Raw genomic sequence first — 26,639 nt, 5'->3', positions numbered from 1 at the left:
GCTGTGGAATGCGGCCACAACAGCCAGCGCCACATATCTTCAGATTGACGAACAGCCGCCCTGCTTGAGAAGCTCGACAGCACGGGCAATGACCGGGGCGTCTACCATCTCGCCGTCCACCTTGAAGGCACCGGGAGATGATTTTGCTAGCCGCACCACTTTCTCGGCCCAGGCGAGCTGAGCGTCGGACGGCCGAAACGCCTTGTTGACGTCCTCCACCTGAGACGGGTGGATGCAAAGCTTCGCAGCAAAACCAAGGTGGCGAGCGCGTGTAGCAGCCCGCTCGAGTTCCCCCTTGTCATTGATTGCTACTGTCACCCCATCAATCGGTGCCGCAATTCCTGCCACCTTCGATGCCAACACAATCATCGAACGGAAGTACAGCAGCGACTCGTCATCGCCCTCAATGCCGAGCTCAGTTCTGAAATCGACAGTACCGAACACGAGCCGCTCGACTCCCGGCGTTGCCGCAATCTCATTGATTCGGTTCATGCCGTGAGCCGTCTCGATGAGGGGCAGCACTTTGACAGTGGACGGAAGCTGGCTGACGATGCGCGAAACATGCTCGCTGCTTTCCGCTTTCGGCAAGACGAGACCTTGCAACCCAGGTTTGACGCAGGCCAGCACATCGTCCAGCCAGCGGTCTTCAGTTGCATTAATTCGAACGATGCCGGTCCCTCCCGCCCCCAAGTATTCGGATACCTGCCTGCGTGCATCGTCCTTGTCAGCCTCTGCTACGGCATCCTCCAAATCAAGAATCACACGGTCAGCGCCCGAATGATGAGCCTTCAGAAAACGTTCGGGGCGATTGCCGGGGACGAACAGATATGAGCGAGCAATGGTCAACTTAAGCATCCTTGCAAATGCAATCTGAAACCGCAAAGGTCTCCATCGCCCGGAACGCGCGATGGAGACCCGCAGGGTCAATACTGGAGAAAACTAAATGGCGCCCTCTGCCTGGAGACGGCCAATGTCATCGGTCGTATAGCCCAGCGCACGCAGAATGCTTTCGCTGTGCTGTCCCAACGCGGGGATGGCATCCATTCTCGGCTCGTAGGCATTCGAGAGGCCGGGCGGCAACAATGCTGGAATCGCACCAACCGGCGACTCCACCGACGTCCACCGTTCACGAGCCTTGAGTTGCGGGTGGTCCCACACATCCTTCATCTCGTTCAGACGTGCACTTGCAATCTGCGCTTCCTCCAGACGAGCGATGACCTGCTCCACGGTCAGATGGGCAAACGCTTCGACAATCAGTTGCGTGAGTTCTGACCGATTCTTGCTGCGCAGCGAGTTCATCACGAATCGTTCATCCTTGGCCAGCTCTGGCGTCTGGAGTACGACGCGACAGAAGGCCTCCCACTCCCGTTCGTTCTGAAGCCCCAGGATGACGGTCTTGCCGTCGCCTGCGGGGAAAGGTCCGTAGGGGAAAATAGTCGCGTGCGAGGCGCCAGCCCGAGGCGGAGGTGGTGCGCCATCGAAAGCGTAGTACAACGGGAACCCCATCCATTCCGTCATGCTTTCCAGCATCGACACATCGATGTGCGAACCCTTGCCAGTCTTTCCTCGTTGCAAGAGGGCAGCCAGGATGCTGGTGTAGGCGTACATACCGGCTGCAATGTCGGCAATCGAGCAGCCGGCTTTCGACGGGCCCTCTTCCGTGCCGGTGATAGAGATGAAGCCCGACTCGGCCTGAATCAGCAGGTCGTAGGCTTTCTTGTCGCGATATGGGCCGTCATTGCCATAGCCCGAGATATCGCACACGATAATCCCCGGATAGCGCTGCGACAGCGCCTCATAGGACAGCCCAAGGCGGTCAGCGGCGCCAGGGGCAAGGTTCTGCACCAGGACGTCGGCTTGGTTGAGGATTTTCTCGAGGATGGCCGGCGCCTCCTGATGCTTCAGGTCGAGGGCAAGACTTTCCTTCGAGCGATTCGTCCACGAGAAATGAGAGGAGATGCCGTCCACCCGTTCGTCATATCCGCGAGCGAAGTCTCCCACTTTAGGCCGCTCAACCTTGATGACGCGCGCACCAAGGTCAGCCAATTGGCGCGTACAGAACGGAGCAGCAATCGCATGTTCCAGTGAAACGACGGTGATGCCATCAAGGGGTCGCATAGCAGCCTTTTTCAAGAGGTTGTGACGCTCAGCGCTGCGCATGCAGCCACTAACGGTTCGATGCGAGTCAGGATGGCAGCGTTGCCGCCCCAGGTAAATCTCGCATTTTCGAATCGGTCATTCGCCTGTAACGAATGCAACCGAACAAACAGTGGGCGGCGCTCTTTGCACCACGTCAGCCGCTTGGTAAAGTGTCGACGGAGGAGAACCAATGCACTTTGACTTTGCCGACCTAAGGCTCTTCGCGCGCATAGCGGAAGAGGAAAATTTGTCCCGCGGGGCGAAGAAAGCATTTCTGTCCCCTGCCGCAGCGAGTGCAAGGCTGAAAGCGCTTGAGGACCAACTCGGAACTCGGCTTTTCTACCGAGAGAGCAAAGGCCTATCCCTTACTCCTGCCGGAGAGCGTCTTCTCCGCCACGCCCGAGTCATCGAACGGCAGTTTGAGCATGTGAGGAGCGAGTTCGAGGAGTTTTCGAAAGACTCCGTCGGCCATATCCGCATCTTTGCCAACACCACTGCGGTCACGGAATTCATGCCCGAGGTCCTTGCCCGGTTCATGGCCGAGCGGCATGCTGTCACCGTAGACCTGCAGGAACGCCTCACTAAAGACATCGTCCGAGGTGTACTGGATGGCAGCGCCGATTTGGGCATCATCTCCGGCCCGATGACGGCAGAAGGCCTGGAGGTTATTCATTTCAGCACGGACAAGCTGGTTCTCGTGACGCCCGTCGGGCACCCCCTATCGAAGAAGAGCGGTGTCCGCTTCGAAGATACGCTTGAGTTCGAGCACGTCAGCCTTCATGAAGGCAGCACGCTACATGCGTTTCTTACCGACCTGGTGCGCGACCAACGCAGCAAGCTGCAAATCCGCATTCAGGTAAGAAGCTTTGAAGCGGCCTGCCGAATGATTGAAGCAGGCGTCGGAGTGGGTGTACTTCCTCTGTCAGCGGCTCTGCGTCATCGCCGAACGATGAAGCTCGCGATTGTCGAGCTTCCCGAAGCGTGGGCAGTGCGTGAACGTGCTGTGATTGTGCGTGAGCTCGAGGGCTTGCCTAGCTGCGCGAAGGCTCTCATCGATACGCTAATTGAAGCTGCGGAGTCCGCTGGCGGAGCGCAGATGACCCCGTAGCGCACTCGGGGACTGACAATCGTCCCCGTCGCGCTTTTTCTATCGAATCGTGAATGGGTTCCCGGTGGGCGCGCCAGTGTTGACCCATACACTCTTCGTCTGAAGATACGACTCAATTGCCGAGAGCCCATTCTCCCGGCCAAGGCCAGAGTCCTTGTAGCCGCCGAACGGCGACATGAAGCTCACAGCGCGATACGTATTGACCCAGACGGTGCCGGCTTGAATTCGCTCTGACATGCGAAACGCGCGGCCGATGTCACGTGTCCAGACGCCTGCGCCGAGTCCGTAGCAACTGTCATTCGCAATCGCCACCGCGTCGTCTTCGGTCCTGAATTTCAGAATCGACAGGACCGGGCCGAACACTTCTTCTTGAGCGATTCGCATCTTCGGCTCGACATCGGAGAATATCGTTGGCTCGACAAACCAACCACTACGACTTGCCGGCTTTCCACCTAGCAAGAGCGTTGCTCCTTCCGCCTTGGCAATCTCGATGTAGGACAGAACCTTTTCGTATTGCGCCGCTGTCGTAATTGGCCCAACCTGCGTCGTGGCCTCCATCGGATTCCCCAGTTTCGCAGTCTTAGCCAATGCAAGGAGCTTCTCGACGAAGGCGTCATGAATGTCTTCCTGGAGAAGAAGGCGAGAGCCCGCAATGCACGTCTGACCGCTGGCAGCAAAAATGCCGGAAACAGCGCCATTGACGGCGTCATCGAGATTGGCATCTTCGAAGACGATGTTGGGCGATTTGCCCCCCAACTCCAGGCTCACATGCTTGAACTGTGCAGCGCATTGCTGGTTGATGACCCTGCCCGTTGCGTCAGAGCCCGTGAACGTCACCTTCTTCACCAACGGATGCGTCACGAGCGGAGAGCCAACCTCCCCGCCAAACCCGGTCACAACGTTGAACACTCCCGGCGGAAATCCTGCGTCCTGGAAGAGGACTGCCAGTTCGAGCGCAGAGACCGACGTGAACTCCGAAGGCTTGACAACAACCGTGCAGCCAGCGGCTAACGCTGGCGCAATCTTCCACGCCAAAAGCATCAGCGGCGAATTCCATGGCGTGATGGCGGCAACCACTCCAAGGGGTTCCTTGCGCGTGTAGTTGAAGTAGCCCTTCTTGTCCAAGGGGATAACCGCCCCTTCAACCTTGTCGGCGAGACCGCCGAAATAGTAGAACCACTGTGGCAGATACTTCAACTGGGCGCCCATCTCCGCCAACAGCTTGCCGTTGTCCTGCACTTCAAACTCGGCCAGGCGGTCAGCATTCTCGGCGATGAGGTCCCCGAGTTTCCGAAGCAAAGCGCCACGCTGCGTAGCCGTCATCTCCGCCCACGGCCCCGAGCGGAAAGCCCTGTCCGCCGCCCGCACGGCACGGTCGACATCTGCGGTCCCTCCGCGAGCCACTTCAGCCCAGGGTTGCCCGGTGTACGGATTGTGGGTCTCGAACCAGCGGCCGTCCGCCGCATTGTCGAAGGCTCCATCAATGAACATTGGATACTGCTTCATGGCACTTTGCTCTCTTCAGCCTTGATATTTAGAAAGGGGCCAAACCAAGATGCTCGCGGAAGCGGTTCTTGACGTAGACACCATCCCGCGACGGCAGAGCGCGCTGGGGTTCTTCGGTCGAAATGTAGACCTGCGCGACCGTCATTCCATCTGCTTTCCGGATTTCACCAACCAGGGAGTCCAACTCCTCGATGTCGGAAATCTCGAGTGTCTTCGGAACACCAACAGCCTTTGCGACTTGCGAGAGATTGGTACCCAGGCTGGTATGGCTCTGCTGCATTCCTGTTTCGCCGAAGTGTCCGTTGTCCAGGATAACGACAGAGAGATTGTTGAGACGCTGCGCCGCGGCCGTGGCCAGGCTGCCGATACCCATGAGCTGCTCACCATCGCCCGTGATGGCAATCACGGTCTTCTCGGGCTGCGCCACGGCCAGGCCGAGCGCCAGGGATGTGGAGCCACCCATCGCACCCCACAGGTAAAAGTTGCTGGCGCGGTCACCGGCGGCAAACACATCGTAGGAAGGCGAGCCGAGACCGGAGACGACCAGCGCCTCGGGAAATTGCTTCAAAAGTTCTGCCACGAACTTGCGGCGGTCGATACCGTTCTTGGGGGAAGAGGTCGTCATGTTCAGCGCATCCACTTTTTGCGGCCAATCAGGCTCTGGGACAGAAGGATTGCAACGCGGTTGCCGGCATCGAACGCGGACACGAGGCCAGCGTCCACAATTTCCGCCGCCTCGTCTGGGGAGTTCACTCGGTAGACCGTGATACCCATGAGCTCAAGCGCCTTTTCCGTCGCGAGTCCCATCGAGTTTTGCCATGGGTTGAACTCGGCGTATTCGCCTCGCATCGTCACGAGCGTGAAGAACGGGAAACGGCAGCTATCGAGAAGCGAGAACATGTTCACGCAATTGCCTACGCCGCTGCTCTGCATCAGCAGCACAGCTCGCTGACCGCCGAGCCATGCGCCGCTGACCACAGCCACGCCCTCTTCCTCAGTGGTAAGCACGATGTCCCGGATATCCGGGTCAGCCTTGGCACGTTTGATGACATGCGAATGGCCAGCATCGGGCACATACGCGACCTGTTGGACATTGTTTTCTTTGAGGGTCTGGAAGATGGCCTCATGCCACTCAAGCGGCTCGGAGTTGGGACTGGTCATAGTGGGCAGTGGGTACTCATAAGGGGGACAACGCTGCTATCATAGTTTTGTTGGTGGATGACTATGAAATACAATTATTTGATGCCAGCATCACGATTCTGAATAGGACGGGACCCCATGGATATCAAGCAACTGCGCGCCCTCCTTGCGATTGCCGAGACGGGTAGCGCCACCAAGGCAGCAGACCTCTTGCGCATCGTTCAGCCCGCAGTGTCGAGGCATGTGCGCCTCCTGGAAGAAGAGCTGGGCGTGGAGCTGTTTGAACGTGAGCGGCATGGCATGGTGCTCACCGAGGCCGGTCGAACGATGGCGGAGTACGGTCGTCGCGCCATCCAGGAACTCGACCGCGCGAAGGCGCAAATCAAGCCCGCAAGCCGCGAATTATCGGGCACTGCGGCTATTGGTCTGCTTCCCAGCACCTGCGAGCTCCTCGCGACGGAACTCGTCTCTGCGGTGAAAGCCAAACACCCACAATTGGTCGTCCGAATCAACGCCGGGTATGCAGGCAACGTACTGGAGTGGCTGGAGGCTGGCGACGTCGAAGTCGCGTTGCTCTACGACACCATAGTGTCTTCGAACCTTGCCGTCGAACCGCTGCTCGATGAGCAGCTGTATCTCATCGGCGCACCGGGAACGCTGAGTGGTAGCGAGCAGACGATCGAAGGCCTGAAGGACATCCCCCTCGTCTTACCCAACGCTCATCACGGATTGCGAGGCGTGGTCGAGCACGCATGCGCAGTGGCAGGCATCACGCCAACGGTGGCCATGGAAACGAATGCGCTTAGCGTACAGAAGGCCCTCGTTGCACAAGGTTTCGGTTACTCCGTGTTGCCCAGTTCCGCCATATCCGGGGAACTGGAAGCGGGCACGCTCGCTGGGGCACCCATCGTCTCCCCGAATCTCTCTCGACGCATCGTCATCGCCCAGGCGAGCAGTCGCCGCCCCTCCCCAGCGAGCAGCTTCGTCGCCGGGGAGCTGGTTGCACTGATGCGGCGCCTTGTTCTTGGCGGAGCTTGGCCCGGAGCAACCTGGATTGGCGCATGAGGCGTAACGCCTGCGATGCGCTGGCAGGTGTCATTCCTGCTCGATGCCGCCCGCCTTGATAACCTCTGCCCAACGACGCGTTTCCGCTTTCACGAAAGCCGCTGCTTTTTCAGGCGTGGAGTCCAGAACGGGTTCTACACCAATTTTTTGCATGCGCTGCTGGACATCAGGGTCTTTTACTGTGGCCAGCAGAGTAGCGCTCAGCTTCTCCACCACAGCGGCGGGAGTTCCCTTGGGAACCATCACCATGTTCCAGATTGAGGTTTCATAGGAAGGAAAACCTGCTTCCTTCATCGTCGGCACGTTGGGAAGCACCGATGAGCGCGTGGCCGTGGTCACGGCGAGTGCTTTCAGTTTGCCCGACTGCACCATTGGGGCAGCCGTCGACACTGCGTCGGTGATGAACGGAATATCCCCAGAAATCACCGATTGAATCGCCTGGCTGGCACCGCGGAACGGAACATGGGTGACCTGCAGCTTCTCCTGGTATGCCAGAAGTTCGACGGCCATATGCAATGCACTCCCCTTGCCCGCAGAGCCGTAGCTGTACTTCCCCGGATTCTTCTTGATGTCGTCGATGAATTCCTTGGCCGTATTTGCCTTCACGGAGGGGTTCACTGCGAGCACCATGGGAACCGAGGCCACGACCGACACTGGTACGACATCGTTGGAATCGTACGGCAGACGCTTGTACAGCGACGCATTGATAGCGTGTGAGCTGGTGCCGAAAAGAAGCGTATAGCCATCCGCCTTCGACTTGGCTACCGCGTCAGTGGCAATACTGCCGCCCGCCCCAGCCCGGTTTTCTACAACTACCGACTGGCCGAGAAGCGCACTCATCTTGTTGGCGACAATACGAGCCACCAGGTCGGTACTTCCCCCTGCGGCGAAGCCAACAATAAGACGTACGGGGTGGTCAGGATAGTTTTGCTGTGCGTAAGCGCTGCAGGAGATGAGGGCGCCAACCCCCACTTTGATGATGAAGTGTTTCATGTCTCTTCCGTGTAGTTTCTTTTGTGGGTTAGCGCCTGCTACACCCCTGTGAACTCATGTTATCCACGGACGCCGGCAATAGAGAAATAGAATATTCATAGCCTGCCATCACCGAATTGCATACCTCGCTGACCAGACTGTCGCGCACCAAACTTTGGGCACAGCAACAAAAATGGCCCGCGCTTGGCGGGCCGAAAAGGGTCCGAGAACGGACCCCGCTTTGGACTGAGCAATCGAAGCGTGACTTTAGGGTGCTTCGACCTTCATCGTTTTCAGGAGCGGCTGCCATTTCCCGCTCTCGGACTTCAGCCAGGTTTGGAGGCCGGCGGGCGTTTGCTTGTCGACGGGAACGACTTCCGCGCCGAGTTCATCCAGCCGCTTGGCGACCACTGGGTCCTTCAGCGCCTGCTGGAGCGCCTTTGTCAGCCGTGCCGTCACGGCCGGAGGGGTGCCCTTCGGTGCGTAGACACCGTGCCAAACCTTCATGGAAAACCCTTTAACGCCTCCCTCATCCAACGTCGGCGTGTTCGGCAGAGCCTTGATTCTGGCTGGCGTGGTCACGCCATACAGCTTGACGCGGTTTGCCGAGATTTGCGGCAGCGTGGAAGTGGTCTGGTCGCAGAGCAAATCGACCTGACCGCCCAGCAGAGCAGTCATCGCCGGACCCGTCCCCTGGTAAGGAATTGACGTCATCTTGACGCCTACCGCCTCTTCAAACAGCAAGCCACACAGTTGTGAGACCGCGCCCAGCCCCGCATTCGCCAGGGTGACCTTGTCTTTGTTCTCCTTGACGTACTTGACGAGGTCAGCGGCTGTGGCTGGAGGCAAGTCCTTCCGACCGAGCAGAGTCATCGGAACATCGGCAACCTGCCCGATGTACTCGAAATCCTTAAGGGGGTCGTAGGACAGCTTTTTGTAGAGGGCCGGAGCCGTCGCCATCCCATTGTGATGAATGAGGATGGTATAGCCGTCCGGCTGCGCGCGGGCGACGAACGCCGCTGCCACGGTGCCGCCCGCCCCAAGGCGGTTTTCCACCACCACGCTCTGTCCAAGGTCCTTCGACATCGCTTGTCCAAGCGCACGAGACACGACGTCTGTCGGTCCGCCGGCCGAAAATGGAACAACCAGCGTGATGGGCTTGGACGGGAACGCGTCTGCCGCCGCCACAGAGGAAACCAATGCAATGCCGAGCGCACCGACCGCCAAGCGAATGCAAGAACCAACAAGAACCACATGCTTCCGAACCATCTTCTGTCTCCGTTAATGCCGTGGCGCACTTGGCGCCGCCGAACCTGTTCTACTTTCGGATGGAAGGTTGCGGGAGAAGTGCCAGCCGTGGCAATCAGGGAAAGCTGAAAGGGGCTTACGGCAAATCCGAACGCATTGGGAAGTGCGGATTTTTCATAGCTGGAGCGTATGGAAGCGTTAGGTCCATCAGAATTTACAGACCTGTGCCTGGTACTGGATAGTCGAGTCGCGCACTTGCGACAAACTTTCATCCAGTGAGGTCAGGCCATGACACCGAAGGAGCTACGTTCCCAGATTCGCAGAGGCATCTTTCGCAGCCCGACCAGCGGACAGTGCCCAGGATACGTTCAGGCGAATATCGCGATTCTCCCGGCGCAATACGCCGCCGACTTCGCAGAGTTCTGCCGCAGGAACCCGAAGGCTTGCCCAGTGCTCGCCGTGAGCGAGCCTGGTAGCTTCGAGTTGCCGGAGCTAGGTGAGGACATCGACATCAGAACTGACATTTCTGGCTACGTTAGTTTCTTAGGCGGAAAGCATCACGAAGAACTTCAGAACCTATCCGACGTCTGGCAGGATGACTTGGTGACCTTCGCAATCGGGTGCTCATTCTCGTTTGACCACCTACTGGCTTCAGCCGGCCTTCCCGTCCGCCATCTCGAGATGAATGTCGTCTCTCCGGTGTATGTAACGGATGTCGCCAACGAATCCGTCGGACCGTTCGGTGGAGAGCTGGTAGTCTCCATGCGCCCGATGTCAGTATCGCAAACCATCCAGGCTATCGAGGTAACAAGCCGCCATCCGCGCGTACACGGCGCACCGGTGCACTTCGGCGATGCGGGCGCCATCGGCATCAACGATATCGGCCGGCCAGATTTCGGCGAGCCTGTTTTCATCCGGGAGCAAGAAATCCCTGTCTTTTGGGCATGTGGCGTAACGCCCCAGCGCGCAATCCTGAGTGCTCAACTGCCACTCGCATTCGCTCATAAGCCAGGCCATATGCTCGTGACGGACCTGCTCATTGAGGACCAATCTCTGGTCTGAGGTCTACTTGGCGTTACCTGTACAAAGCCGATGTCATCGCTGGGAAGGCGCTGCGCTTCCCAGCGCCAGCATTAGTACAAGCCGTGAGGCTCGAGCACTTTGCGAAGCCATTCCTGTTCGCGGACGCCAGTCGCAATCTCAGTCATGATTTTCTGCTCGTTTCGTGCCGTGACAGAAACGGCTTCCAACAGCGCGGCAGCTTGGGAGACTGGAAACGCAACCACACCGTCCTCATCCCCCACAACAATGTCTCCAGGCGAAATGAGCTGACCGCCGATAGACACCGGTACATTCAGCGCCCCTGGTCCCATCTTGTATGGACCGCGATGGCTGACGTCTCGCGCATAGCAAGGAAAGTCCGCCTCGTAAAATGCAGCGGTGTCACAAATAGCACCGTCCAGAACGAAGCCGGCACACCCTCTCGCCGCCGCGTATTGCCTGATGAGTTCGCCGACCAGTGCATTCGTGCAGTCGCCACCGCCGTCTACAACGAGTACGTGGCCCGGATGGAGCTCCATCAACGCCTTGTAAATCAGTAGGTTGTCGCCCGGTCTCGCCTTCACGGTGAGCGCAGTGCCGACCAGCTTCCGGTTGCGGTGGAAGCGCTTGAGCCCGGTTACACCCGATAGTCGCTGCAGGTTGTCACTGATGTGAGGCGTCACAACATGCTGGAATGCTTCAACGAGTTCGCTGGGGGCGAGTGAAGGAACTGGATTAACGGTGAAATTGGATGCAGTCACAGAGAGTCTCTTGGAAAATTGCGTGATTCGGAGACTCTCGACCAACCCCGTGCAGCTGTAAATTCTCAATACCGGATGATTTCCATACGGCAAACCTATGGTTAGGGTGCCGATTTGCTTTTCTGGCGCTCGGTTCGCTGGCGCGGCGCAACGACCTTTCCACTCGCCAGAATTTCAATGGCTGCCTCGACAGCCGGACTTTGGCGGTTCTTTGACCAAGCCATTGCAGTGGTAACGACGCTCACTGCCTCCTTCAACGGGCGAACGACAACGCTCTCCGGCGCCGCCTTCTTCATCGACGATGGCACCAGTGCGATGCCCTGCCCGCAGCCCACAAAGGCCACTTGCGTAGCAACCGTTCTCACCTCATGGAGTATCCGAGGAGAAAAGCCTGCCGCCCGGCATGTGGCGATGAGACTGTCGAAGTAAGTCGGGCTGACTGCGCGGGAAAAAATCACAAACGGTTCTTCCGCCAGGCTTGCAAGTCGAACCCTTGGCATGTCCGCAAACCTGTGAGTCTTTGGTAGCGCTACAGAGAGTCGGTCCTGCTTGAGAGGAATCGCACCGATGGTCGTCCCCAACTCACCTTCAAGTCGCGCAAAGGCTAGGTCAATGTCTCCCCTCTCCAGCGCTGGCACAGCGTCGACGCTATCAATCTCCGTTACCGACACGGTCAGTTGAGGGAACCTCCGCCCAAGTTCATCGATGAGACCTGGCAGCGTTTCCACAAGGGCGGAGGAAATGGCGCCCACAGTTAGCACACCCGTGCTGCCAGTAATGGCCTCTTGGACCGCCAGCTCCAAGCGGTTCAATTGTTCGACAAACTTCCGAACGGCTGGAACGATGGCTGCCCCGACGGGGGTTAGTGTCGCTCCCTTCCTTCCTCGTTCGAAGAGCTTCACCTTTAGAGCCTGCTCCAGCACCTGAATTTGCTCTGTCAGCGGAGGCTGTGACATTCCCAGCCTCTTTGCCGCACGCCCAAAATTCCCTTCTTCTGCAACGGCCAGGAAGAGGTAGAGGTGTCTAACAAGCCGGAAGTTAATCATGTCGATTGATAGGTTTAGCGTATCGAAAGGTTACTAGATTCGGAATTTACTTCGGTAACTCTAGCGCCGACAGTATGACCGTGGCAACCCAACAGACTCCCGACATGAGCACACCGTCTACGCTAGACCGTCTCGCAGCGCTCGATACCAACACGGTATCCGACGCGCTCGATTTCCTGAACCTTCCCGGCGCAACCTTTGGCATTCGGCCTCTCTGGGACTGCCCGAAAATCGTTGGCCGGGCGAGCACCATCCAGCTCGGCCCAAAGACTGACGCCAAGCCCACAGTGCACCTGATTTCGCCAGTCATTGCGCAGGTAAAGACCGATGACCGCGTCCTGGTTATTGCTGGCGGGCTGGAAGGCATCTCATGCTGGGGCGACATCCTGGCAAACGCGTCCGTCGCCAAACAAGTGCGTGGCTCCGTCATCGACGGCGTGAGCCGGGACATTGAGGGAAGCGAGTCGATTGCCTACCCCGTGTTCGGGCGAGGCGTCACCATGATTAGCGCCCGCAACCGCGTGGTGCAGGTCGACTCTGGCAAGCCGGTCACCTTTGCTGGGGTGGTTGTTCAGGAAGACGACTATGTCATTGCCGACCGCTGTGGCACGGTGTTCGTCGGCGCGGACCGTATTGATGAAGTGTTGGACCTTGGCGAGCGCATCGCTCGCCGCCAGGACGGCATGGTGAAGGCAGTTCGCTCCGGCCGCTCCGTCGAGGAGGTCATGCATGACAAGGAATTCGAAGCCATTAAAACGCGGAGGCAAAATGACTGACAAGGAACTCATCGCCCTTTTCGAGGGTCTCGACACGCCCGGCGTATCTGATGCCATGGACCGTCTCGGCCTGCCAGGTCAATGCCTGGACATCGCGCCGCTCGACGATTACCGCAAGGCTGTCGTTGGGCCCGCCTTCACTGTCAAGTACGTCTCCGCCAGCACGCCTCCGGGAACCGTCGGTGATTTCATCGATGATGTGCAACCAGGCGACGTTGTCGTTATCGACAACGATGGCCGCACCGACTGCACCGTGTGGGGTGACATCATGACTCAGTACGCTGGCGCGCGCGGTATCGCCGCCACCGTGATTGATGGTGTGTGCCGCGATGTCATGAAAGCGCTCGGCGACGGTTATCCGCTATTCACCCGCGGACGCTTCATGCGCACAGGTAAAGACCGCGTCCAAGTCGAGTCGGTCAACACTCCCGTCTCGGTCGGCACAGCACGTGCCTGCGCGAGAGACATCGTCGTGGCAGATGCCAACGGAGTAGTAGTCATCCCGCGCGCGAGGGCTCAGGAAGTTGCGGAGCTCGCGCGGAAGATTGAAGAGGTCGAATCGAAGATTCGGGACTACATCGCGAGTGGAAAGACCTTAGGCGAAGCCCGCGAAGCACTGGGCTACCACACCTTGCAAAGGAAGGCGTGATGACGTCCGAGCTCCAACGTCTCAACATCAACCTTGCGAGCGCTCAGCCGTCCGCGACATATCGCATGATGGACCGCGTCGCAGCGAAGCGCGCAGCCGGCACGACGGTCATCTCCCTCAGCGCAGGGGAGCCCGACTTCGACACCCCTGCTCATGTCTGTGATGCTGCCATCGACGCCATCCGCGCCGGCCACACCCGCTACACCCAAGTAGCCGGACTCAGAGCCCTGCGCGAGGCCGTTGCCGAGAAGTTCCGTCGCGAGAATGGGTTGGATGTCCGCTGGCAGGACACCATCATCTGCTCAGGCGGCAAGCAGGTCATCTATAACGCCCTGGCTGCTACGCTCAACGCTGGCGACGAAGTCATCGTGCCGGCGCCCTACTGGGTGAGCTACCCCGAGATGGCCCAGCTCTGCGGTGCTAGTCCCGTTGTCGTACCTTGCGGTGCTGAGGTAGGTTTCAAGCTGACGCCCGATGCACTGAGCAAGGCGATTTCGCCCCGTACAAGATGGCTGATTCTCAATTCGCCCTCGAACCCCACGGGAGCGGTGTACCTGAAACAGGATCTGGTAGCACTTGCGGAAGTTTTGCTGGCACACCCGAACGTCTTGATTCTGTCGGATGACATCTACGAACACCTGACCTTCGACGATGCTCGCTTCTTCACCCTCGCGCAGGTCGAGCCGCGTCTGAAGGACCGCACGCTGACGATGAACGGTGTGTCAAAGGCGTATGCCATGACCGGATGGCGCATCGGCTTCGGCACCGGCCCGACCTGGCTGCTCGAAGCGATGGAGAAGCTTCAGGGTCAGCAGACGTCGGGAGCCTCCTCCATCTCGCAACACGCGGCACTGGCTGCCCTTCAGGGACCGCAGGACTTCATTCGAGAGTCCAAGGAAGTCTTCCAAGCTCGGCGAAACATGATGGTGGAGCTATTGAATAGCACGCCTGGACTGAGTTGCGCGATGCCCGGTGGCGCGTTCTACGCGTTTGCATCATGCAAGGGCCTTCTTGGCAAGACGACTCCTGCTGGGACACTCCTACGCACTGACGAGGACGTCGCGCTGGCGCTCCTTGATGAGGTTAACGTAGCAGTAGTGCATGGCTCGGCGTTCGGATTGGGCCCCTACATCCGCATTGCCTACGCGCTCGACAACGAATCGCTGCGCAAGGCCTGTGAGGCCATCCGCGAGTTCTGTTCGTCGCTGCAATGAAATGAGGAAGGGTCGGCCGTATGCAGCCCTCCTCCATCAATAATGCAATATCGGGGAGCAGGCGTGACAGGCACCGCTACCCTAGGAGACTGCAGTGGAAGAGTTCCAGGGTTGCCCTTGGCAGCCATTTCCGCATTGTCCGCCGTCAGTGTCCAGCCGATTGAAACAACAAATTCCCATCACAAAATGACGCTCTCCCGGAACACTGCAAAAGAATCGGTCGCGCTGGACGTGGAAGGCGTAGCGGTCAAGGTGGCTGCCATCCATCGACAAGGAGCCGTGGCACCCATCGTCTTCCTGCACGGCTTTGGTTCTACGAAAGAGGACTACGCGGACATTGCCCTTATCAAGGCGTTCGCTAGCAGACCATTCCTCGCCTATGACGCGCCCGGCTGTGGCGAAACCGAATGTAGTGACCTCTCCAAGATAAGCATCCCCTTCCTCGTCGAGACGGCGAAGGCAATGCTTGCGCATGCGGCCATAGACCGCTTCCACTTAGTTGGCCACTCGATGGGTGGCCTGACCGCGCTATTGCTCGCAAACGAGTTGGGCGACCGCGTGCTGAGCTTCACCGACATCGAGGGCAACATTGCGCCAGAGGATTGCTTTCTAAGCCGACAGATTGCCGACTTCCCCGCTGCCGAACCCCAAGCGTTCTTCAACGAATTCATCGAGCGAAACTGGCATTCGCCCCAGTATTCCTCTCCGTTGTACGCCGCGAGCCTCCGACACAAAGTGCGGGCCGAGGCGGTTTCCGGCATCTTCACATCAATGGTGCACCTCTCGGGCTATGGAGCGTTGATGGACAAGTTCCTTGCTCTCCGGTGCCCCAGGATGTTCATGTATGGCGAGCAGAACAACCACCTGAGCTACCTCCCGCAGTTGGAAGAATCTGGCGTGGAGCTTGCCGAGATTAGCCATTGCGCCCATTTCCCGATGTACTCTAATCCCGTCGAAATGTGGCAGCGCATAGAGCGCTTCCTCATCGGCGCCGAGACGACTCAGTAATGGTTGGCTGCAGCAGCGACACGGAACACGCTTCGCCATCATGAATACTCGCTTCCTCGAAAGCTTCATTCTGGTCGTACAGTTGGGCAGCTTTCGTGCCGCTGCGGAGAAGTTGCACATCACTCAGGCTACGATTTCCAATCGCATTGCTTCGCTTGAGGAAGAGATTGGCGCCCGAGTCTTCTCTCGTGATGCGGGTGACCTGCGTCTTACGCCCGTTGGCATGAAGCTCATCCCGCTCGGAGAACGAGTGCTCGAGATGCAGAAGTACATCATGCAGCTCGGCCAGTCAGACCAGAATGTACTGGGAAGCGTGCGAATCGGAGCCATCGACACCGTTGTCCACACATGGTTGGTGGGCTTCATCGAACACCTGCAGTCCTCCTACCCAGGAATCGAAGTCCAACTGAGTTCCGAGTCCACAGACCGACTAAACAAGAGCCTTCGTGACGGCGACGTTGACATCGCCCTCCAAACTGACCAGTTGGCAGGCGACGGAGTCATTAGTACCACGTGCTTGCCGATGGGCGTCGGATGGGTAGGGCCGGGGGGCAAGGGCCACCCCAAGCTGGACGTTCGGGAGCTACTCGCACAACCAGTCGTCACCATGAGTAGAGGGTCTCAGCCCTACCTGGTGCTGAAGGACGTCTACCGGCGTGCCGGCGTGCCCATGGGGAAAGTGCACTGCGTCAATTCAATCGCGGCACTGGCACGTCTGGTCCGTAGTGGTTTGGGCAATGCACTTATCCCTTTACCCCCAGTACGTGAAGAGATTGTGCGCGGCGACCTTAGGATTATCGAAACCGATATGGCACTCCCACCTCAAGGACTTATCGTCAGCTATTTGGAAAGCCGGGAATCCGACGCGATTAGGTTAGTCGCCGAATTGGCTTGCCAGGAAGCGGATAGATTCATGAGGTCAATGCCAGCGCCTTTTTCGCCGCAATAACCGTGTTTGGTGCGAGCGAGAGCACGGCAAACCTCCTCGCACCCACCTAGGGATTTTCCCCAGCATTATCACTTTCTTGGCCTCCGAACAAATGCCTCCCCTGCGCCGGCCAATAGGGAATACCCCTAAACGTCCGCATTTTCTCGGCACCAGCACCAGAGAAGTGCCTCGCGATAGCCCATCGCGGTGCATGAACCCTTAAGGGTCGAAAGAAAGTCTATTAGCCCATTGAAAAAATTCCCGTTTGTCGACAGGCAGCTCTCCTACGTACGATTCATATAACCAAAACGAGCGAGGGTGTGGAAATGACGCAGAATAAATTCGGTATGCTTTTCGTCGCATCGGATATTAGCAGCGAGGACGAGAACGATTTTAATGCCTGGTATGACCGTGAACATATTGAAGAGCGCGTTCGAATGGAAGGTGTTATCTCCGCTGCTCGGTATATTGCGGTGAATGGTCGTCCGAAATACCTGGGCCTGTATTGGGCGGAATCCATCGCCACTTTTGCTTCCCCTGCATACTCTCACGCCTTCAAGAATCAAACACCCTGGTCGGTGAAGGTGTTGCCGAAGATGCTTGCTCCCACCCGTCGCATCGGCGAAGTCTCGGGAGATGTTGGCCAAGGCAGCGGCGGATGGGTAGCAGTTCTGCCGTTGGACTCCGCGGTTGAAGAGCTGTATGCGAAGTGCCGGAACGTCGGTGCGCTGCTGTCTGAAGACATCGCGTTCGTACGCTCCTATGTCATCACACCGAACGATGAGCTCAGCCGTCCCTTGCCGCTCGAGGACCTGTCGACCCGGGAGATGCGCCCGCTGTACATCATCGAATCCAGTAGCTCCGCGTCCAACGAGGCGGCACTGCGCCATGCCATGGAAGCCCTCCCCTGCGTACCGACCGATGCAGCCCGTTATCAGTTGACCTGGAAGCTGTCGCGCGAGGAGCTGAAGTAATGGACAACGCCACCACACTCAACCCCGCTGCCGACACCGCCCGTGCGCCTGCACCGCGCAACAAGATGCGGCGCCTGGCCGCCGCAAGCTCTATTGGGACCACGCTGGAGTGGTACGACTTTACGGTCTACAACCTCATGGCAGCGCTGGTCTTCAACAGCGTGTTCTTCCCTTCGGTCGACCCGCTGTCGGGCACCATCCTCGCTTTCTCGACTTACGCCGTAGGTTACTTGTCGCGGCCGTTTGGCGGCATCGTGTATGGACACCTCGGTGACAAGCTCGGGCGACGATTCGTGCTGGTGGCCACACTGGTACTCATGGGCGCGTCCACGGGACTTATGGGGATGCTTCCTACCTATGAAGCGTGGGGCATCTGGAGCCCTATCTTGCTCGTCGCCCTGCGTTTCCTCCAAGGCGTTTCAATTGGCGGAGAGTGGGCTGGCGCGGTTCTGCTTTCGATGGAGCACGGCAGTCAGCACCAACGTGGACGCAACGCGTCTTTCGCTCAGGTTGGACCTGCTTGCGGCACGCTTCTGGGGGCCGGCTTCATCACTTTCTTCACGTTCTTCCTGCCGACCGAAGCCTTCCACGATTGGGGATGGCGCATTCCATTCCTGTCGAGCGTGGTGCTGGTGGCGTTCGGACTGTGGTTGCGTCGTGGCGTTGATGAAACGCCGATGTTCGAAAGCCTTGAGCAAGGCCATAGCAAAGCAGAGGCGCCCCTGAAGGAAGTCGTAACGAATCACTGGCGCCGTCTCCTCATTGCCGGCGGAGTACGAATCGGTTCGGACATTGTGTACGGCCTGCTCGTGGTGTTCACCCTCACGTACGTCACCACGGTGCTTCATCTTCCGCGCTCCGTAGCGTTGACCGCGACGATGTTAGGTGCCGCACTTCATGCAGTAACCGTGCCGGTGTTCGGTGCATTGAGCGACAAGCTCGGCCGGAAGTTGGTCTACGGAGCCGGCGCAGTGTTCTCAATTGCGTGGGCCTTCGCATACTTCGCGCTGATGAATACCCTCAACCCTGTGAACATCTGCATCGCCGTCGTCGTAGGCATGTTGTTCCAGGCCATGATGTACGGCCCTCAAGCAGCCTTCGTCACCGAGCAGTTCCCCACTCGTGTCCGCTATGCCGGTGCGTCGTTGGCGGCAACGCTGGGCGGCATCGTTGGCGGAGGATTCGCACCTCTGGTCTTCGCCAGCTTGTACAAGGCCTACCAATCGTCCACCACGCTCTCGCTCTACATCGGTGCCGGCCTGTTGATTACCTTGGTGAGCCTTCTCGCCGCCAAGGAAACAGCTCACAAGCCCCTGGAACATTGAACCGTCCCGGCCGCGCACCATGCGGTCGGACCTCGAACCGAATCGGTATCTGAAGTATGACCCTCACATTGGAACTGGCCGAGCCGGACAATTGTGTCGCCGCACGAATTCATGCTGCTGGCTCCGGCGCACTTCTGCTCGACGCATCCACGGGCGCTTTTGACAACGACATCCAATCGTTGCTTCTCTCGCTTGCCGACAAGCTGCGGCAGCACCTCGGCAAGGTCGCGTCGCTGGAAATAGTCCTAGGCGTCAACAACCTGCTCCTGACTTTTGACCCACTGGAACTTCATCCACGTGAAGCCGAAAAGTTGATTCGAACGCTCTGGGAGTCGGCTACGCCATCGCGCACCACTGGCAAGCACTTTGATATCCCAGTGACTTATGGCGGAGAGCACGGAGAAGACCTCCACGATTTGGCTGAGCGTGCATCGCTAACTGTTGAAGGCTACATCCAACGCCATAGCTCTGCCGTCTACACGGTCGCATGTGTCGGCTCTATGCCGGGCTTTGCATACATGACCGGCCTTCCTGATGAGTTGGCGGTCCCCCGTCGCAGTACGCCCCGGATGAAAGTCTCTAAGGGTTCGGTCATTGTTGGAGGTAGCCAGGCGGGCGTGATGCCCTGCACAGCGCCCTCCGGATGGCATATCGTCGGCGTCACTGACCGCGAAATGTTCGACCCCACTAGCAAGCGTCCTTGCCTGTTAGCGCCAGGAGACTCCGTGAGGTTCAGCGTGAAAGAGGTGCTGCTGTGATTGAAATTCTCTCAAATGGCGCGCCGAACGTCGTCCAGGATTTGGGCCGCTATGGATGCCTGAGCTACGGCCTGAGCCGTAGTGGCGCGATGGACCCCTTCGCTCTCTCTATCGGTAACGCTCTCGTTGGCAACGAACGCGGAGAGGCGGGCATCGAAATCAACCTCTTCCCCTTTCGTGTCAAGTTCCACGAAGGCGTTCGCTTCGCCGTGACCGGCGCCGATGCAAGAACGACGCTCGATGACCAATGGCTTGCGCCATGGTGGGGCCGCAGCGCGGTAGCAGGCCAGACCCTTGTCATCGAGCGTCCCCGGCGCGGTGCCCGTGCATATCTCACCTTCGGCGGGGGCATCAACGTACAGACAGTGATGGGCTCGAAGTCGACCGACCTGAAGGGAGCATTCGGCGGCGCCTCCGGTCGCGGGTTGATGCGTGGAGACCGTCTCGATGTCGGCAGCGACCAGTCCCGTTCCGCTCGCCCGTGGAAAGTCGGACTAGGCGTCGTTCCACCAGGTCTTCTGGACTACTGGAACGAACTGAGCAGCAACTGCGTCACCGTCCGAGTGCTGCCCGCGGCTGAGTTCGACCGCTTTACCTCGCAATCCCAAGCCGCCTTCCTCCAGGAAGAGTTCAAGGTGTCACCGGACGCCAATAGGGTCGGATACAGACTTATCGGTCCAGCACTCAGCCAGCAAGCACCTGTGGAACTTCTCTCTCACGGAATTGTGGCGGGCACTATTCAAGTTCCCCCATCTGGCCAAGCCATCGTGCAGCTTGCAGAAGCCAACACGTGCGGGGGCTATCCCAAGATTGCCACGGTGATTGAAGCCGATTTGTGGAAGCTCTCGCAAGCACCTATCGGTTGCAATGTCCGTTTCGAACTTACCGACATCGACACCGCCGTCACCGCGCTGCGAACCCGACGCGATGAAGAGCTACGCATCCGCGACACGCTCGCAATGATGTCCGGCCGCGCCTGAAAGCTCCTACGAACATACCGAAACAGGAAAACAAAATCATGAACACACAAACGAAGCCGATTGAAGTTGACCTCAACTCCGACATGGGCGAAGGGTTCGGCGCCTATCGCATGGGCGACGATGCCGCCATCCTGGAGATTGTGACCTCGGCCAACGTGGCATGCGGGATGCACGCGGGCGACCCGGAAATCATGGCGAAGACCTTCGCCTTGGCAAAAGCGCGCGGCGTGGCCGTCGGCGCCCACCCCGGATTCCCGGACTTGTGGGGTTTCGGCCGCCGTGTGATTCCTTTCACTCACGGTGAGATTGAACGCATCGTGGCGTACCAGATTGGCGCGGCTCAGGCACTCTCTCGCTACAGCGGACATCCGATTACATACGTGAAGGCACACGGCGCGCTGGGCAATCTTACCCAAACGGATGAGGCGGTGGCCAAGGCGATTGTACGGGCAATTCAAGCGGTGGACCCGAACCTCATTTGCATGACGTTCGCGGGTGCCGTGATGGAGCGCGTGGCCTCGGAGATGGGTCTGGCCGTCCGTCGGGAGGTATTTGCCGACCGGGCCTACACGGAAGAAGGAACCCTGGTTCATCGTTCCGTTCCTGGCGCTGTCCTCCACGATGGCGACGAAGCGGCTGCCCGGATGCTGCGTATGGTCCAGGCCGGTGCCATCGAAACGGTGACTGGGAAGCTGCTCCCTGTACAGATTGACACCATCTGCGTCCATAGCGATACGCCGGGTGCAATCCAGATGGCAGCCAAGGTACGCAGCACGCTGGAAGGCGCCGGCATTGTCGTTAAGTCTTTCAGCTGAGGACCGCATGGACCTGAAGTTCGTCGAAACACTGGTCGGCGTCCTCGAACGCTCCAGCGCGCTCAGCGAAATCGAGTATAGCGATGGGGAGCGACATCTGAGGCTCCAGCGAGCATGGGCACGCCCGGGCATCCAGCGGGAAACAGCTGCCGGAGCCACCGCCGTCCGCCAGTCCGGCGCCCCCGTAGCGCCCTCCATACCCTCGGCCCCAACCGCTGCAGCGCCTGCTGCGAGGAAGCATACGATAGCTGCGGGCATGATTGGCACCTTCTATCGTTCCCCTGCGCCCGACCACCCCGCATTTGTGGCCGTCGGGGATACCGTAGCCGAAGGCCAGACATTGGCAATCGTCGAGGCGATGAAGCTGCTCAACCCGGTCGACGCTGACCGATCAGGGCGCGTCGCGGAGATTCTTGTCGCAGATGGTGATTCGGTCTCGACTGAGACTCCTCTGTTTGTTCTGGAGGAACTGGAGGGCCTTGATGTTTGATACGGTCCTCATCGCAAACCGTGGCGAGATTGCATTGAGAATCCACCGGGCTTGTCGCAAGCTGGGTCTCAAGACTGTTGCCATCCATTCGGACGCTGACGCCACACTACGCCATGTGGGCTTGGCAGACCGGGCCATCTGCATCGGTCCTGCCCCCTCCTCAAAAAGCTACCTCAATCAGCAGGAGATTCTGCTGGCCGCGAGAACGACGGGAGCAGGTGCCATTCATCCTGGCTACGGCTTTCTCTCGGAGAACGCAAATTTTGCGGCGGCTGTCGAGAATGCCGGTCTGACCTTCATCGGCCCGTCTTCGCAATCCATCCGCTTGATGGGCGACAAGGTGACTGCCAAACACGCAATGGCTGAGGCTGGGGTCCCGTGCGTGCCCGGTTCAGATGGCCCCGTTCCGGAGGATGCGGCCGAGCTGGCCGATATCGCATCACGCGTGGGTTTCCCGCTCATCGTGAAAGCGGCCGGTGGCGGCGGCGGGCGCGGCATGCGAGTCGTTGAGGAGGCTGAGTCCTTGGTCAGCTCCGTAGCGATGACCCAAGAAGAAGCTGGTCGAGCCTTCGGCAATCCCACTGTCTATCTCGAGCGCTATCTCAAAACACCCCGTCACGTTGAAATTCAGGTCCTCGCCGATACGCACGGTAACGCTGTGTGGCTCGGCGAGCGGGATTGCTCCACGCAGCGACGCGACCAGAAGCTCATCGAAGAGTCTCCTGCGCCAGGTGTTCCCCGGGACGAGATTGGCCGGATTGGCGAGCTTTGCGCCCAAGCCTGCATCCGCATCGGGTACCGCGGAGCTGGAACCTTTGAGTTCCTTTACGAGGATGGCGAGTTCTTCTTCATTGAGATGAACACACGCGTGCAGGTCGAGCACCCTGTAACCGAACTGGTCACCGGCATCGATATCGTGGCGGAACAATTGCGCATCGCCATGGGTGAAAAGCTGAGTGTTCGACAGCGAGACGTGTCGTTCAACGGCCATGCTATCGAATGTCGCATCAATGCGGAGCATCCTTGGAAGTTCACCCCCTGTCCCGGAAAGATAGTCGACTGGGTGGTTCCCGGTGGACCAGGCGTACGGGTGGAATCCCATGTCTATCCTGGTTACGTGGTACCGCCCCACTACGACTCGCTCATCGCCAAACTGCTGGTCCTAGGTTCCACGCGCGAGGAGGCGGTGTCGCGTATGAAAGCAGCTCTGGATGAATTCCGGATTGATGGAATCCAAACGACTGTCCCGCTCCATCGCAAGTTGATGGATGAACCGGCGTTTGCCGATGGCGGAGCAGACATCCACTATTTGGAGCGACTGATGTCGCACTGGGCATCCAAGGACGTCGGCAATGAAAACTGAAGACATCTGCGCCTTGGTCGACAAGGTAGAGCGCGCCGGAATCTCCGAGTTGATTTATCGAGAGGGTGCCGAGACATTGACGCTACGGCTCTTCTCAACGCCTCATGAGTCCCTGACATGTGGCAGTGAGAATTCTGCGGCATCCATGTCCTTCGCTCCGACCTCCAATTCCCAAGAGATTGGTGCGACCGCCACCGGGACTTTCAGCCGCCACCACCCCATGGCGGCTGAGCCTGCGCCTACCGAAGTGCAGGAAGGCGACCCGGTTGGCTATCTCGCCATTGAATCCGTATTGAGCGCAGTGCCTGCCCCAACTGACGGTCGTACGGGTCGTCAGCTTGCAGAGGATGGCAGGACGGTTGGATACGGCGACCCCGTCGTTGAGTTTCACCCCGCTTAGCGGCCAAAACTACTTGTCCCGTTACATGCATAGAAAGGACGGACACCATGAAGCACATCACGACTGCCATCGTTGCCGCATTGTCCCTGCTCAGCGCACCGGTCTTTGCCAGTGCCGCAGACTATCCAAACAAGCCGATTCGGGTGCTTGTACCCTACCCGCCCGGTGGCTCGACTGACGGCGTCGCGCGTTTGGTCGGCCAAAGGCTATCCGCCAAGCTCGGACAACCAGTGGTTGTCGACAATCGCCCAGGGGCTAGTGAAGCAATTGCTGCCGGCGCCGTGGCAAAGTCGCCGCCCGACGGATATACGTTGCTCTTCGCGACAATGACGGGCCTGTCGGTGAATCCGAGCCTATACGCCAAGCTCAGCTACGACCCCGCGAAAGACTTTGCTCCCATCATCCAGGTGACGTCTATCCCGAGCGTGGTGGTGGTGAACCCCAATGTTCCGGTCAACAAGATGTCTGACCTGGTGGCCTTCCTGAAGAGCCGTCCGTCGTCTGAAGGCTACGCATCGGCGGGCAATGGCACCCCGAGCCATCTGGGGATGGAACTGTACAAGCGGGCGACTAACACCAACGTCGTCCACGTACCCTACAAAGGCGGTGCGCCCGCCCTGCAAGACCTTATGGCAGGACAAGTGCAAATCATGATGGCGCTTGCTCCGGAAGCAATGCCGTTGGTGAAGGGCGGCAAGCTCAAGGCACTGGCCATCACGACGTCGAAGCGCGCCACTGCGTATCCAGACCTGCCGACTGTCGCCGAAAACGGCCTACCAGGTTTCGAGATGATTTTCTGGCAAGCACTAGTGGCTCCTGCCGGCACCCCGAAGGACATCACTGCCAAGCTGAACAAGGCGGTAAGCGAGATTCTGGCCGAACCTGAAATCAAGCGACGCCTCTTGGAGATGGACCTGGAATCCGCTGGCGGCACACCGGAAGCGTTGGAGGCGCTGATGCGCACTCAGGCGGGAAAGTGGAAGAAGGTCGTACTGGACGCCGGCATCAAGCTGGACTGACCGCAGTCCGACCGTCCGACTAATCGCACGAGCTTTGTCATAGTCGGCCGGTACAAGAGAATCCGGCGAGCGCATTCATGTGATACGTGAATCGGATGTACTGCCGCGCGTCCGCCTAAAGCAGCGAACTTTGTGGGTGGGAGAGAAAGAAGCGCACCATCTCTGCACTTGCATCGGGCCCCTTGGGATCGGTGTACGTGCCGCCCCCGCCGCCCGACCATGCATGGCCAGTGTCATGTAAGAGCCAGAATTCCGCATCAATGCCTCCCGGAGTCTTGACCAGGCCACGCGTGTAGTGGCGACCCGCGCCGCTTGAACCATATTCGACGCGCTTTTGCGCGCCCCCCCGCTCGTACGGCTCGATCAAGCGGTCGCCGTTGGAACGGTGCACGGTGCAATCTGCATCGCCGTGGAAGATGATCAGCGGGCGCCGAGGGGTCGCCGCGTTTCGTTTGGCGGCACTGAGAACTTTCCCGCCTTTCATCGCCGCCAAGGCCGATGGCAAATCGTGCGCGCTGCCCGCCGGCAGGCCCGAATGGACGCCGGCAGCTGCAAACAGTTCGGGATAGCTCTGGATCATCACGGCAGCCATCGCGCCGCCAGCGGAGAGACCCGCGATATACACTCGATCAGGATCAATGTGGTGATTCGCTATTACCTCCTGCGTCATGCCGGCAAGAATCGATGGTTCGCCGCTCCCCGCCTGTTGGTCCCCTCGGCGGAACCAATTCCAGCATTTGGAGGGATTGGCGGTGGGCGGCTGGATTGGGTACATGACCATGAACCCGAACTTATCCGCGAGCGCATTCATGCGGGTACCCGCAGCAAAATCGTCAGCGTCCTGCGTGCAGCCGTGCAGCATGACGACGAGCGGCATCCGAGCGTGCATCTCGCTCCTCGGCTTATAAAGCTTGTAGGCACGTTTGCCGGCTTGATTGCTGAACTGTCCAACGCTGAAATCGCCCACCGTTGTTGTCGTTTTGTAGCGTTGTTCTGAAGTTGTGTCGGGAGCCACGAAATGATGCTCTAGCAGGTGCTGGACAACCTGGGCCGGCATCGGCGCTGACTTTGACGCCGGTGCCGGATCCGACTGATTGAGGGCACGCTGGATGACGGCGGTCGCCTGAAGGGGTCCTGCCGTGTGAAGCAACTCCATGGCCTCATGCATCGAAGCAAGAAACGCGTCGTTCATTTTCACGTTAATTCCCGGTATTCCCCGGCGAACCGGGGGCGGCGATATTGCCGCAAACTACGGTACTCGTCCTGCCAGCGACCTTCACCGTGGGCGGTGCGGAAAAGCACCGAAGTCAACCACAGATTCGATGTCGCCGCTGCTAGCGCGAGACTCACATCGGCAGCAACGTTTGCCAGACCAAGCACATGAGTGGACAGTGGATTGCGGTTCGGGTGCGCGACTAGAAACCCTTTTTCCACCGTCCCAGATACACCACCAAAATATGCTGCTTAAACCACTCCTTCCCATATACCCCTTTTAAGCAGCCGCACTGAAACCATCCTAGCACCATCCACATGGATGGTGCTAGGAAATTTTGGGTAGTAGAGCAAGTGGCTTGACGAAGGTCCGCAGCGTCGACGGCCCGTTTGCGCAGATCGTGGCCGTCGCGATGTTCGACCCGGTTCAGAGCAACTAGCTGAATCGGTCAAGATTGCAATCGAATGCAATCACAGCGCCTACGCCCGGCCGCGCAGCGGGAGGAGCGTTATCTGATTGGAAACGGAACGACTTCCCCCAGAGACAGGGGAACGGCCCACTATCTTGGGCCGGCACTATCCATTCTGTTCGGCCTACCGCAGGACCGGATTGATATCGAAGTTACGGTAGCGGACCAGGCGGAGGTCGCTCTGCATTTTGGCGCGCATAAACGAATATTTCTCGAGAAGTTAGGCGCCTCC

The 26,639-nt window shown here is 58.9% G+C and carries 27 protein-coding genes; 17 read left to right on the top strand and 10 right to left on the bottom strand.

Features of this window, described 5'->3' with window-relative positions:
• Positions 1–39: 39 nt before the first annotated feature.
• Together GA566_RS29140 and GA566_RS29135 are read right to left on the bottom strand one after the other, a co-directional pair.
• Positions 40–846 carry a CoA ester lyase gene (locus GA566_RS29140; protein ID WP_237380901.1) on the bottom strand — a complete coding sequence of 269 codons (807 nt, stop codon included), beginning with the start codon at positions 844–846 and terminating at the stop codon, positions 40–42.
• A 93-nt stretch (positions 847–939) separates the two neighbouring features.
• A complete protein-coding gene (locus tag GA566_RS29135; protein WP_160475127.1) occupies positions 940–2,118 on the bottom strand; it encodes a CaiB/BaiF CoA-transferase family protein in 1,179 nt (392 codons plus the stop codon).
• A gap of 211 nt (positions 2,119–2,329) precedes the next feature.
• Here GA566_RS29135 and GA566_RS29130 point away from each other — a divergent pair, with 211 nt between their 5' ends.
• Positions 2,330–3,247: a LysR family transcriptional regulator gene (locus tag GA566_RS29130; protein ID WP_160475033.1), complete on the top strand. Its 918-nt coding sequence runs from the start codon at positions 2,330–2,332 to the stop codon at positions 3,245–3,247.
• Positions 3,248–3,286: 39 nt separating this feature from the next.
• Here GA566_RS29130 and GA566_RS29125 read toward each other — a convergent pair whose 3' ends face one another.
• From GA566_RS29125 to GA566_RS29115, 3 genes are read right to left on the bottom strand one after another with little or no spacing between them, the layout of a single operon-like run.
• Positions 3,287–4,753 carry an aldehyde dehydrogenase gene (locus tag GA566_RS29125; protein ID WP_160475032.1) on the bottom strand — a complete coding sequence of 489 codons (1,467 nt, stop codon included), beginning with the start codon at positions 4,751–4,753 and terminating at the stop codon, positions 3,287–3,289.
• A gap of 28 nt (positions 4,754–4,781) precedes the next feature.
• Positions 4,782–5,378, bottom strand: a complete 597-nt coding sequence (locus GA566_RS29120; RefSeq protein WP_160475031.1) for a thiamine pyrophosphate-dependent enzyme — start codon at positions 5,376–5,378, stop codon at positions 4,782–4,784.
• A gap of 2 nt (positions 5,379–5,380) precedes the next feature.
• Complete coding sequence (locus GA566_RS29115; protein ID WP_160475030.1) at positions 5,381–5,914, bottom strand: thiamine pyrophosphate-binding protein; 534 nt, start codon at positions 5,912–5,914, stop codon at positions 5,381–5,383.
• Positions 5,915–6,031: 117 nt separating this feature from the next.
• On the opposite strand from GA566_RS29115, the gene GA566_RS29110 reads away from it, so the two are divergent.
• The gene (locus GA566_RS29110; protein ID WP_160475029.1) at positions 6,032–6,958 is read left to right on the top strand and encodes a LysR family transcriptional regulator; all 927 of its coding nucleotides are present in this window, start codon (positions 6,032–6,034) and stop codon (positions 6,956–6,958) included.
• A gap of 30 nt (positions 6,959–6,988) precedes the next feature.
• Here GA566_RS29110 and GA566_RS29105 read toward each other — a convergent pair whose 3' ends face one another.
• Both GA566_RS29105 and GA566_RS29100 read right to left on the bottom strand, forming a co-directional pair.
• Positions 6,989–7,951 (bottom strand): tripartite tricarboxylate transporter substrate binding protein, encoded by a 963-nt coding sequence (locus GA566_RS29105; RefSeq protein ID WP_160475028.1) that lies wholly within the window; start codon positions 7,949–7,951, stop codon positions 6,989–6,991.
• 246 nt (positions 7,952–8,197) lie between these two features.
• Positions 8,198–9,199, bottom strand: coding sequence for a tripartite tricarboxylate transporter substrate-binding protein (locus GA566_RS29100; protein ID WP_160475027.1), 1,002 nt, complete (start codon positions 9,197–9,199; stop codon positions 8,198–8,200).
• A gap of 267 nt (positions 9,200–9,466) precedes the next feature.
• Between GA566_RS29100 and GA566_RS29095 the strand changes: the two genes are divergently transcribed.
• Positions 9,467–10,240, top strand: coding sequence for a putative hydro-lyase (locus tag GA566_RS29095; protein WP_160475026.1), 774 nt, complete (start codon positions 9,467–9,469; stop codon positions 10,238–10,240).
• A 71-nt stretch (positions 10,241–10,311) separates the two neighbouring features.
• Here the strand turns inward: GA566_RS29095 and GA566_RS29090 are convergent, their stop codons facing one another.
• Both GA566_RS29090 and GA566_RS29085 read right to left on the bottom strand, forming a co-directional pair.
• Positions 10,312–10,980, bottom strand: a complete 669-nt coding sequence (locus GA566_RS29090) for an RraA family protein (RefSeq protein ID WP_160475025.1) — start codon at positions 10,978–10,980, stop codon at positions 10,312–10,314.
• Positions 10,981–11,081: 101 nt separating this feature from the next.
• Positions 11,082–12,026, bottom strand: coding sequence for a LysR family transcriptional regulator (locus GA566_RS29085; RefSeq protein ID WP_160475024.1), 945 nt, complete (start codon positions 12,024–12,026; stop codon positions 11,082–11,084).
• 104 nt (positions 12,027–12,130) lie between these two features.
• On the opposite strand from GA566_RS29085, the gene GA566_RS29080 reads away from it, so the two are divergent.
• From GA566_RS29080 to GA566_RS29015, 14 genes are all read left to right on the top strand, one after another.
• Complete coding sequence (locus GA566_RS29080; protein WP_160475126.1) at positions 12,131–12,802, top strand: RraA family protein; 672 nt, start codon at positions 12,131–12,133, stop codon at positions 12,800–12,802.
• A complete protein-coding gene (locus tag GA566_RS29075; RefSeq protein WP_160475023.1) occupies positions 12,795–13,451 on the top strand; it encodes an RraA family protein in 657 nt (218 codons plus the stop codon). Before GA566_RS29080 ends, GA566_RS29075 begins: the two co-directional genes overlap by 8 nt.
• Positions 13,451–14,665 carry a pyridoxal phosphate-dependent aminotransferase gene (locus tag GA566_RS29070; RefSeq protein WP_160475022.1) on the top strand — a complete coding sequence of 405 codons (1,215 nt, stop codon included), beginning with the start codon at positions 13,451–13,453 and terminating at the stop codon, positions 14,663–14,665. The genes GA566_RS29075 and GA566_RS29070 overlap by 1 nt, the downstream gene beginning before the upstream one ends.
• Positions 14,666–14,851: 186 nt before the next feature.
• Entirely contained in the window at positions 14,852–15,673 is an 822-nt protein-coding gene (locus GA566_RS29065; protein WP_160475125.1) for an alpha/beta fold hydrolase, read from the top strand.
• A 40-nt stretch (positions 15,674–15,713) separates the two neighbouring features.
• Positions 15,714–16,622, top strand: coding sequence for a LysR family transcriptional regulator (locus tag GA566_RS29060; protein WP_160475021.1), 909 nt, complete (start codon positions 15,714–15,716; stop codon positions 16,620–16,622).
• Between the two features lie 299 nt (positions 16,623–16,921).
• Entirely contained in the window at positions 16,922–17,575 is a 654-nt protein-coding gene (locus GA566_RS29055; protein ID WP_160475020.1) for a DUF4286 family protein, read from the top strand.
• Positions 17,575–18,900 carry an MFS transporter gene (locus GA566_RS29050; protein ID WP_160475019.1) on the top strand — a complete coding sequence of 442 codons (1,326 nt, stop codon included), beginning with the start codon at positions 17,575–17,577 and terminating at the stop codon, positions 18,898–18,900. Before GA566_RS29055 ends, GA566_RS29050 begins: the two co-directional genes overlap by 1 nt.
• A 56-nt stretch (positions 18,901–18,956) precedes the next feature.
• Entirely contained in the window at positions 18,957–19,658 is a 702-nt protein-coding gene (pxpB, locus tag GA566_RS29045; protein ID WP_160475018.1) for a 5-oxoprolinase subunit PxpB, read from the top strand.
• The gene (locus tag GA566_RS29040) at positions 19,655–20,638 is read left to right on the top strand and encodes a biotin-dependent carboxyltransferase family protein (RefSeq protein WP_160475017.1); all 984 of its coding nucleotides are present in this window, start codon (positions 19,655–19,657) and stop codon (positions 20,636–20,638) included. Before pxpB ends, GA566_RS29040 begins: the two co-directional genes overlap by 4 nt.
• Before the next feature lie 38 nt (positions 20,639–20,676).
• Positions 20,677–21,453, top strand: a complete 777-nt coding sequence (locus GA566_RS29035) for a LamB/YcsF family protein (protein WP_160475016.1) — start codon at positions 20,677–20,679, stop codon at positions 21,451–21,453.
• A 7-nt stretch (positions 21,454–21,460) separates the two neighbouring features.
• The gene (gene accB, locus GA566_RS29030; RefSeq protein ID WP_160475015.1) at positions 21,461–21,943 is read left to right on the top strand and encodes an acetyl-CoA carboxylase biotin carboxyl carrier protein; all 483 of its coding nucleotides are present in this window, start codon (positions 21,461–21,463) and stop codon (positions 21,941–21,943) included.
• Positions 21,936–23,306, top strand: a complete 1,371-nt coding sequence (gene accC / locus GA566_RS29025) for an acetyl-CoA carboxylase biotin carboxylase subunit (RefSeq protein WP_160475014.1) — start codon at positions 21,936–21,938, stop codon at positions 23,304–23,306. Before accB ends, accC begins: the two co-directional genes overlap by 8 nt.
• Positions 23,296–23,706 carry a hypothetical protein gene (locus GA566_RS29020; RefSeq protein WP_160475013.1) on the top strand — a complete coding sequence of 137 codons (411 nt, stop codon included), beginning with the start codon at positions 23,296–23,298 and terminating at the stop codon, positions 23,704–23,706. Before accC ends, GA566_RS29020 begins: the two co-directional genes overlap by 11 nt.
• Before the next feature lie 47 nt (positions 23,707–23,753).
• Complete coding sequence (locus GA566_RS29015; RefSeq protein WP_160475012.1) at positions 23,754–24,725, top strand: tripartite tricarboxylate transporter substrate binding protein; 972 nt, start codon at positions 23,754–23,756, stop codon at positions 24,723–24,725.
• A gap of 115 nt (positions 24,726–24,840) precedes the next feature.
• On the opposite strand, the gene GA566_RS29010 is transcribed toward GA566_RS29015, so the two are convergent.
• Entirely contained in the window at positions 24,841–25,923 is a 1,083-nt protein-coding gene (locus GA566_RS29010) for a PHB depolymerase family esterase (protein WP_160475011.1), read from the bottom strand.
• Positions 25,924–26,639 lie beyond the last annotated feature (716 nt).

Origin of the sequence: Cupriavidus sp. SW-Y-13 (assembly GCF_009793345.1) — a bacterium.
In the GTDB taxonomy this organism is placed as follows: domain Bacteria; phylum Pseudomonadota; class Gammaproteobacteria; order Burkholderiales; family Burkholderiaceae; genus Cupriavidus.
This window is presented reverse-complemented; position numbering and strand designations above follow the sequence as displayed.

Excerpts from the sequence above, each read along its gene's own strand:
- GA566_RS29135 (WP_160475127.1), bottom strand. The coding sequence starts at position 2,118 with ATGCGACCCCTTGATGGCATCACCGTCGTTTCACTGGAACATGCGATT.
- GA566_RS29130 (WP_160475033.1), top strand. The coding sequence starts at position 2,330 with ATGCACTTTGACTTTGCCGACCTAAGGCTCTTCGCGCGCATAGCGGAA.
- GA566_RS29125 (WP_160475032.1), bottom strand. The coding sequence starts at position 4,753 with ATGAAGCAGTATCCAATGTTCATTGATGGAGCCTTCGACAATGCGGCG.
- GA566_RS29120 (WP_160475031.1), bottom strand. The coding sequence starts at position 5,378 with ATGACGACCTCTTCCCCCAAGAACGGTATCGACCGCCGCAAGTTCGTG.
- GA566_RS29115 (WP_160475030.1), bottom strand. The coding sequence starts at position 5,914 with ATGACCAGTCCCAACTCCGAGCCGCTTGAGTGGCATGAGGCCATCTTC.
- GA566_RS29110 (WP_160475029.1), top strand. The coding sequence starts at position 6,032 with ATGGATATCAAGCAACTGCGCGCCCTCCTTGCGATTGCCGAGACGGGT.
- GA566_RS29105 (WP_160475028.1), bottom strand. The coding sequence starts at position 7,951 with ATGAAACACTTCATCATCAAAGTGGGGGTTGGCGCCCTCATCTCCTGC.
- GA566_RS29100 (WP_160475027.1), bottom strand. The coding sequence starts at position 9,199 with ATGGTTCGGAAGCATGTGGTTCTTGTTGGTTCTTGCATTCGCTTGGCG.
- GA566_RS29095 (WP_160475026.1), top strand. The coding sequence starts at position 9,467 with ATGACACCGAAGGAGCTACGTTCCCAGATTCGCAGAGGCATCTTTCGC.
- GA566_RS29085 (WP_160475024.1), bottom strand. The coding sequence starts at position 12,026 with ATGATTAACTTCCGGCTTGTTAGACACCTCTACCTCTTCCTGGCCGTT.
- GA566_RS29080 (WP_160475126.1), top strand. The coding sequence starts at position 12,131 with ATGAGCACACCGTCTACGCTAGACCGTCTCGCAGCGCTCGATACCAAC.
- GA566_RS29075 (WP_160475023.1), top strand. The coding sequence starts at position 12,795 with ATGACTGACAAGGAACTCATCGCCCTTTTCGAGGGTCTCGACACGCCC.
- GA566_RS29070 (WP_160475022.1), top strand. The coding sequence starts at position 13,451 with ATGACGTCCGAGCTCCAACGTCTCAACATCAACCTTGCGAGCGCTCAG.
- GA566_RS29065 (WP_160475125.1), top strand. The coding sequence starts at position 14,852 with ATGACGCTCTCCCGGAACACTGCAAAAGAATCGGTCGCGCTGGACGTG.
- GA566_RS29060 (WP_160475021.1), top strand. The coding sequence starts at position 15,714 with ATGAATACTCGCTTCCTCGAAAGCTTCATTCTGGTCGTACAGTTGGGC.
- GA566_RS29050 (WP_160475019.1), top strand. The coding sequence starts at position 17,575 with ATGGACAACGCCACCACACTCAACCCCGCTGCCGACACCGCCCGTGCG.
- pxpB (WP_160475018.1), top strand. The coding sequence starts at position 18,957 with ATGACCCTCACATTGGAACTGGCCGAGCCGGACAATTGTGTCGCCGCA.
- GA566_RS29035 (WP_160475016.1), top strand. The coding sequence starts at position 20,677 with ATGAACACACAAACGAAGCCGATTGAAGTTGACCTCAACTCCGACATG.
- accB (WP_160475015.1), top strand. The coding sequence starts at position 21,461 with ATGGACCTGAAGTTCGTCGAAACACTGGTCGGCGTCCTCGAACGCTCC.
- accC (WP_160475014.1), top strand. The coding sequence starts at position 21,936 with ATGTTTGATACGGTCCTCATCGCAAACCGTGGCGAGATTGCATTGAGA.
- GA566_RS29020 (WP_160475013.1), top strand. The coding sequence starts at position 23,296 with ATGAAAACTGAAGACATCTGCGCCTTGGTCGACAAGGTAGAGCGCGCC.
- GA566_RS29015 (WP_160475012.1), top strand. The coding sequence starts at position 23,754 with ATGAAGCACATCACGACTGCCATCGTTGCCGCATTGTCCCTGCTCAGC.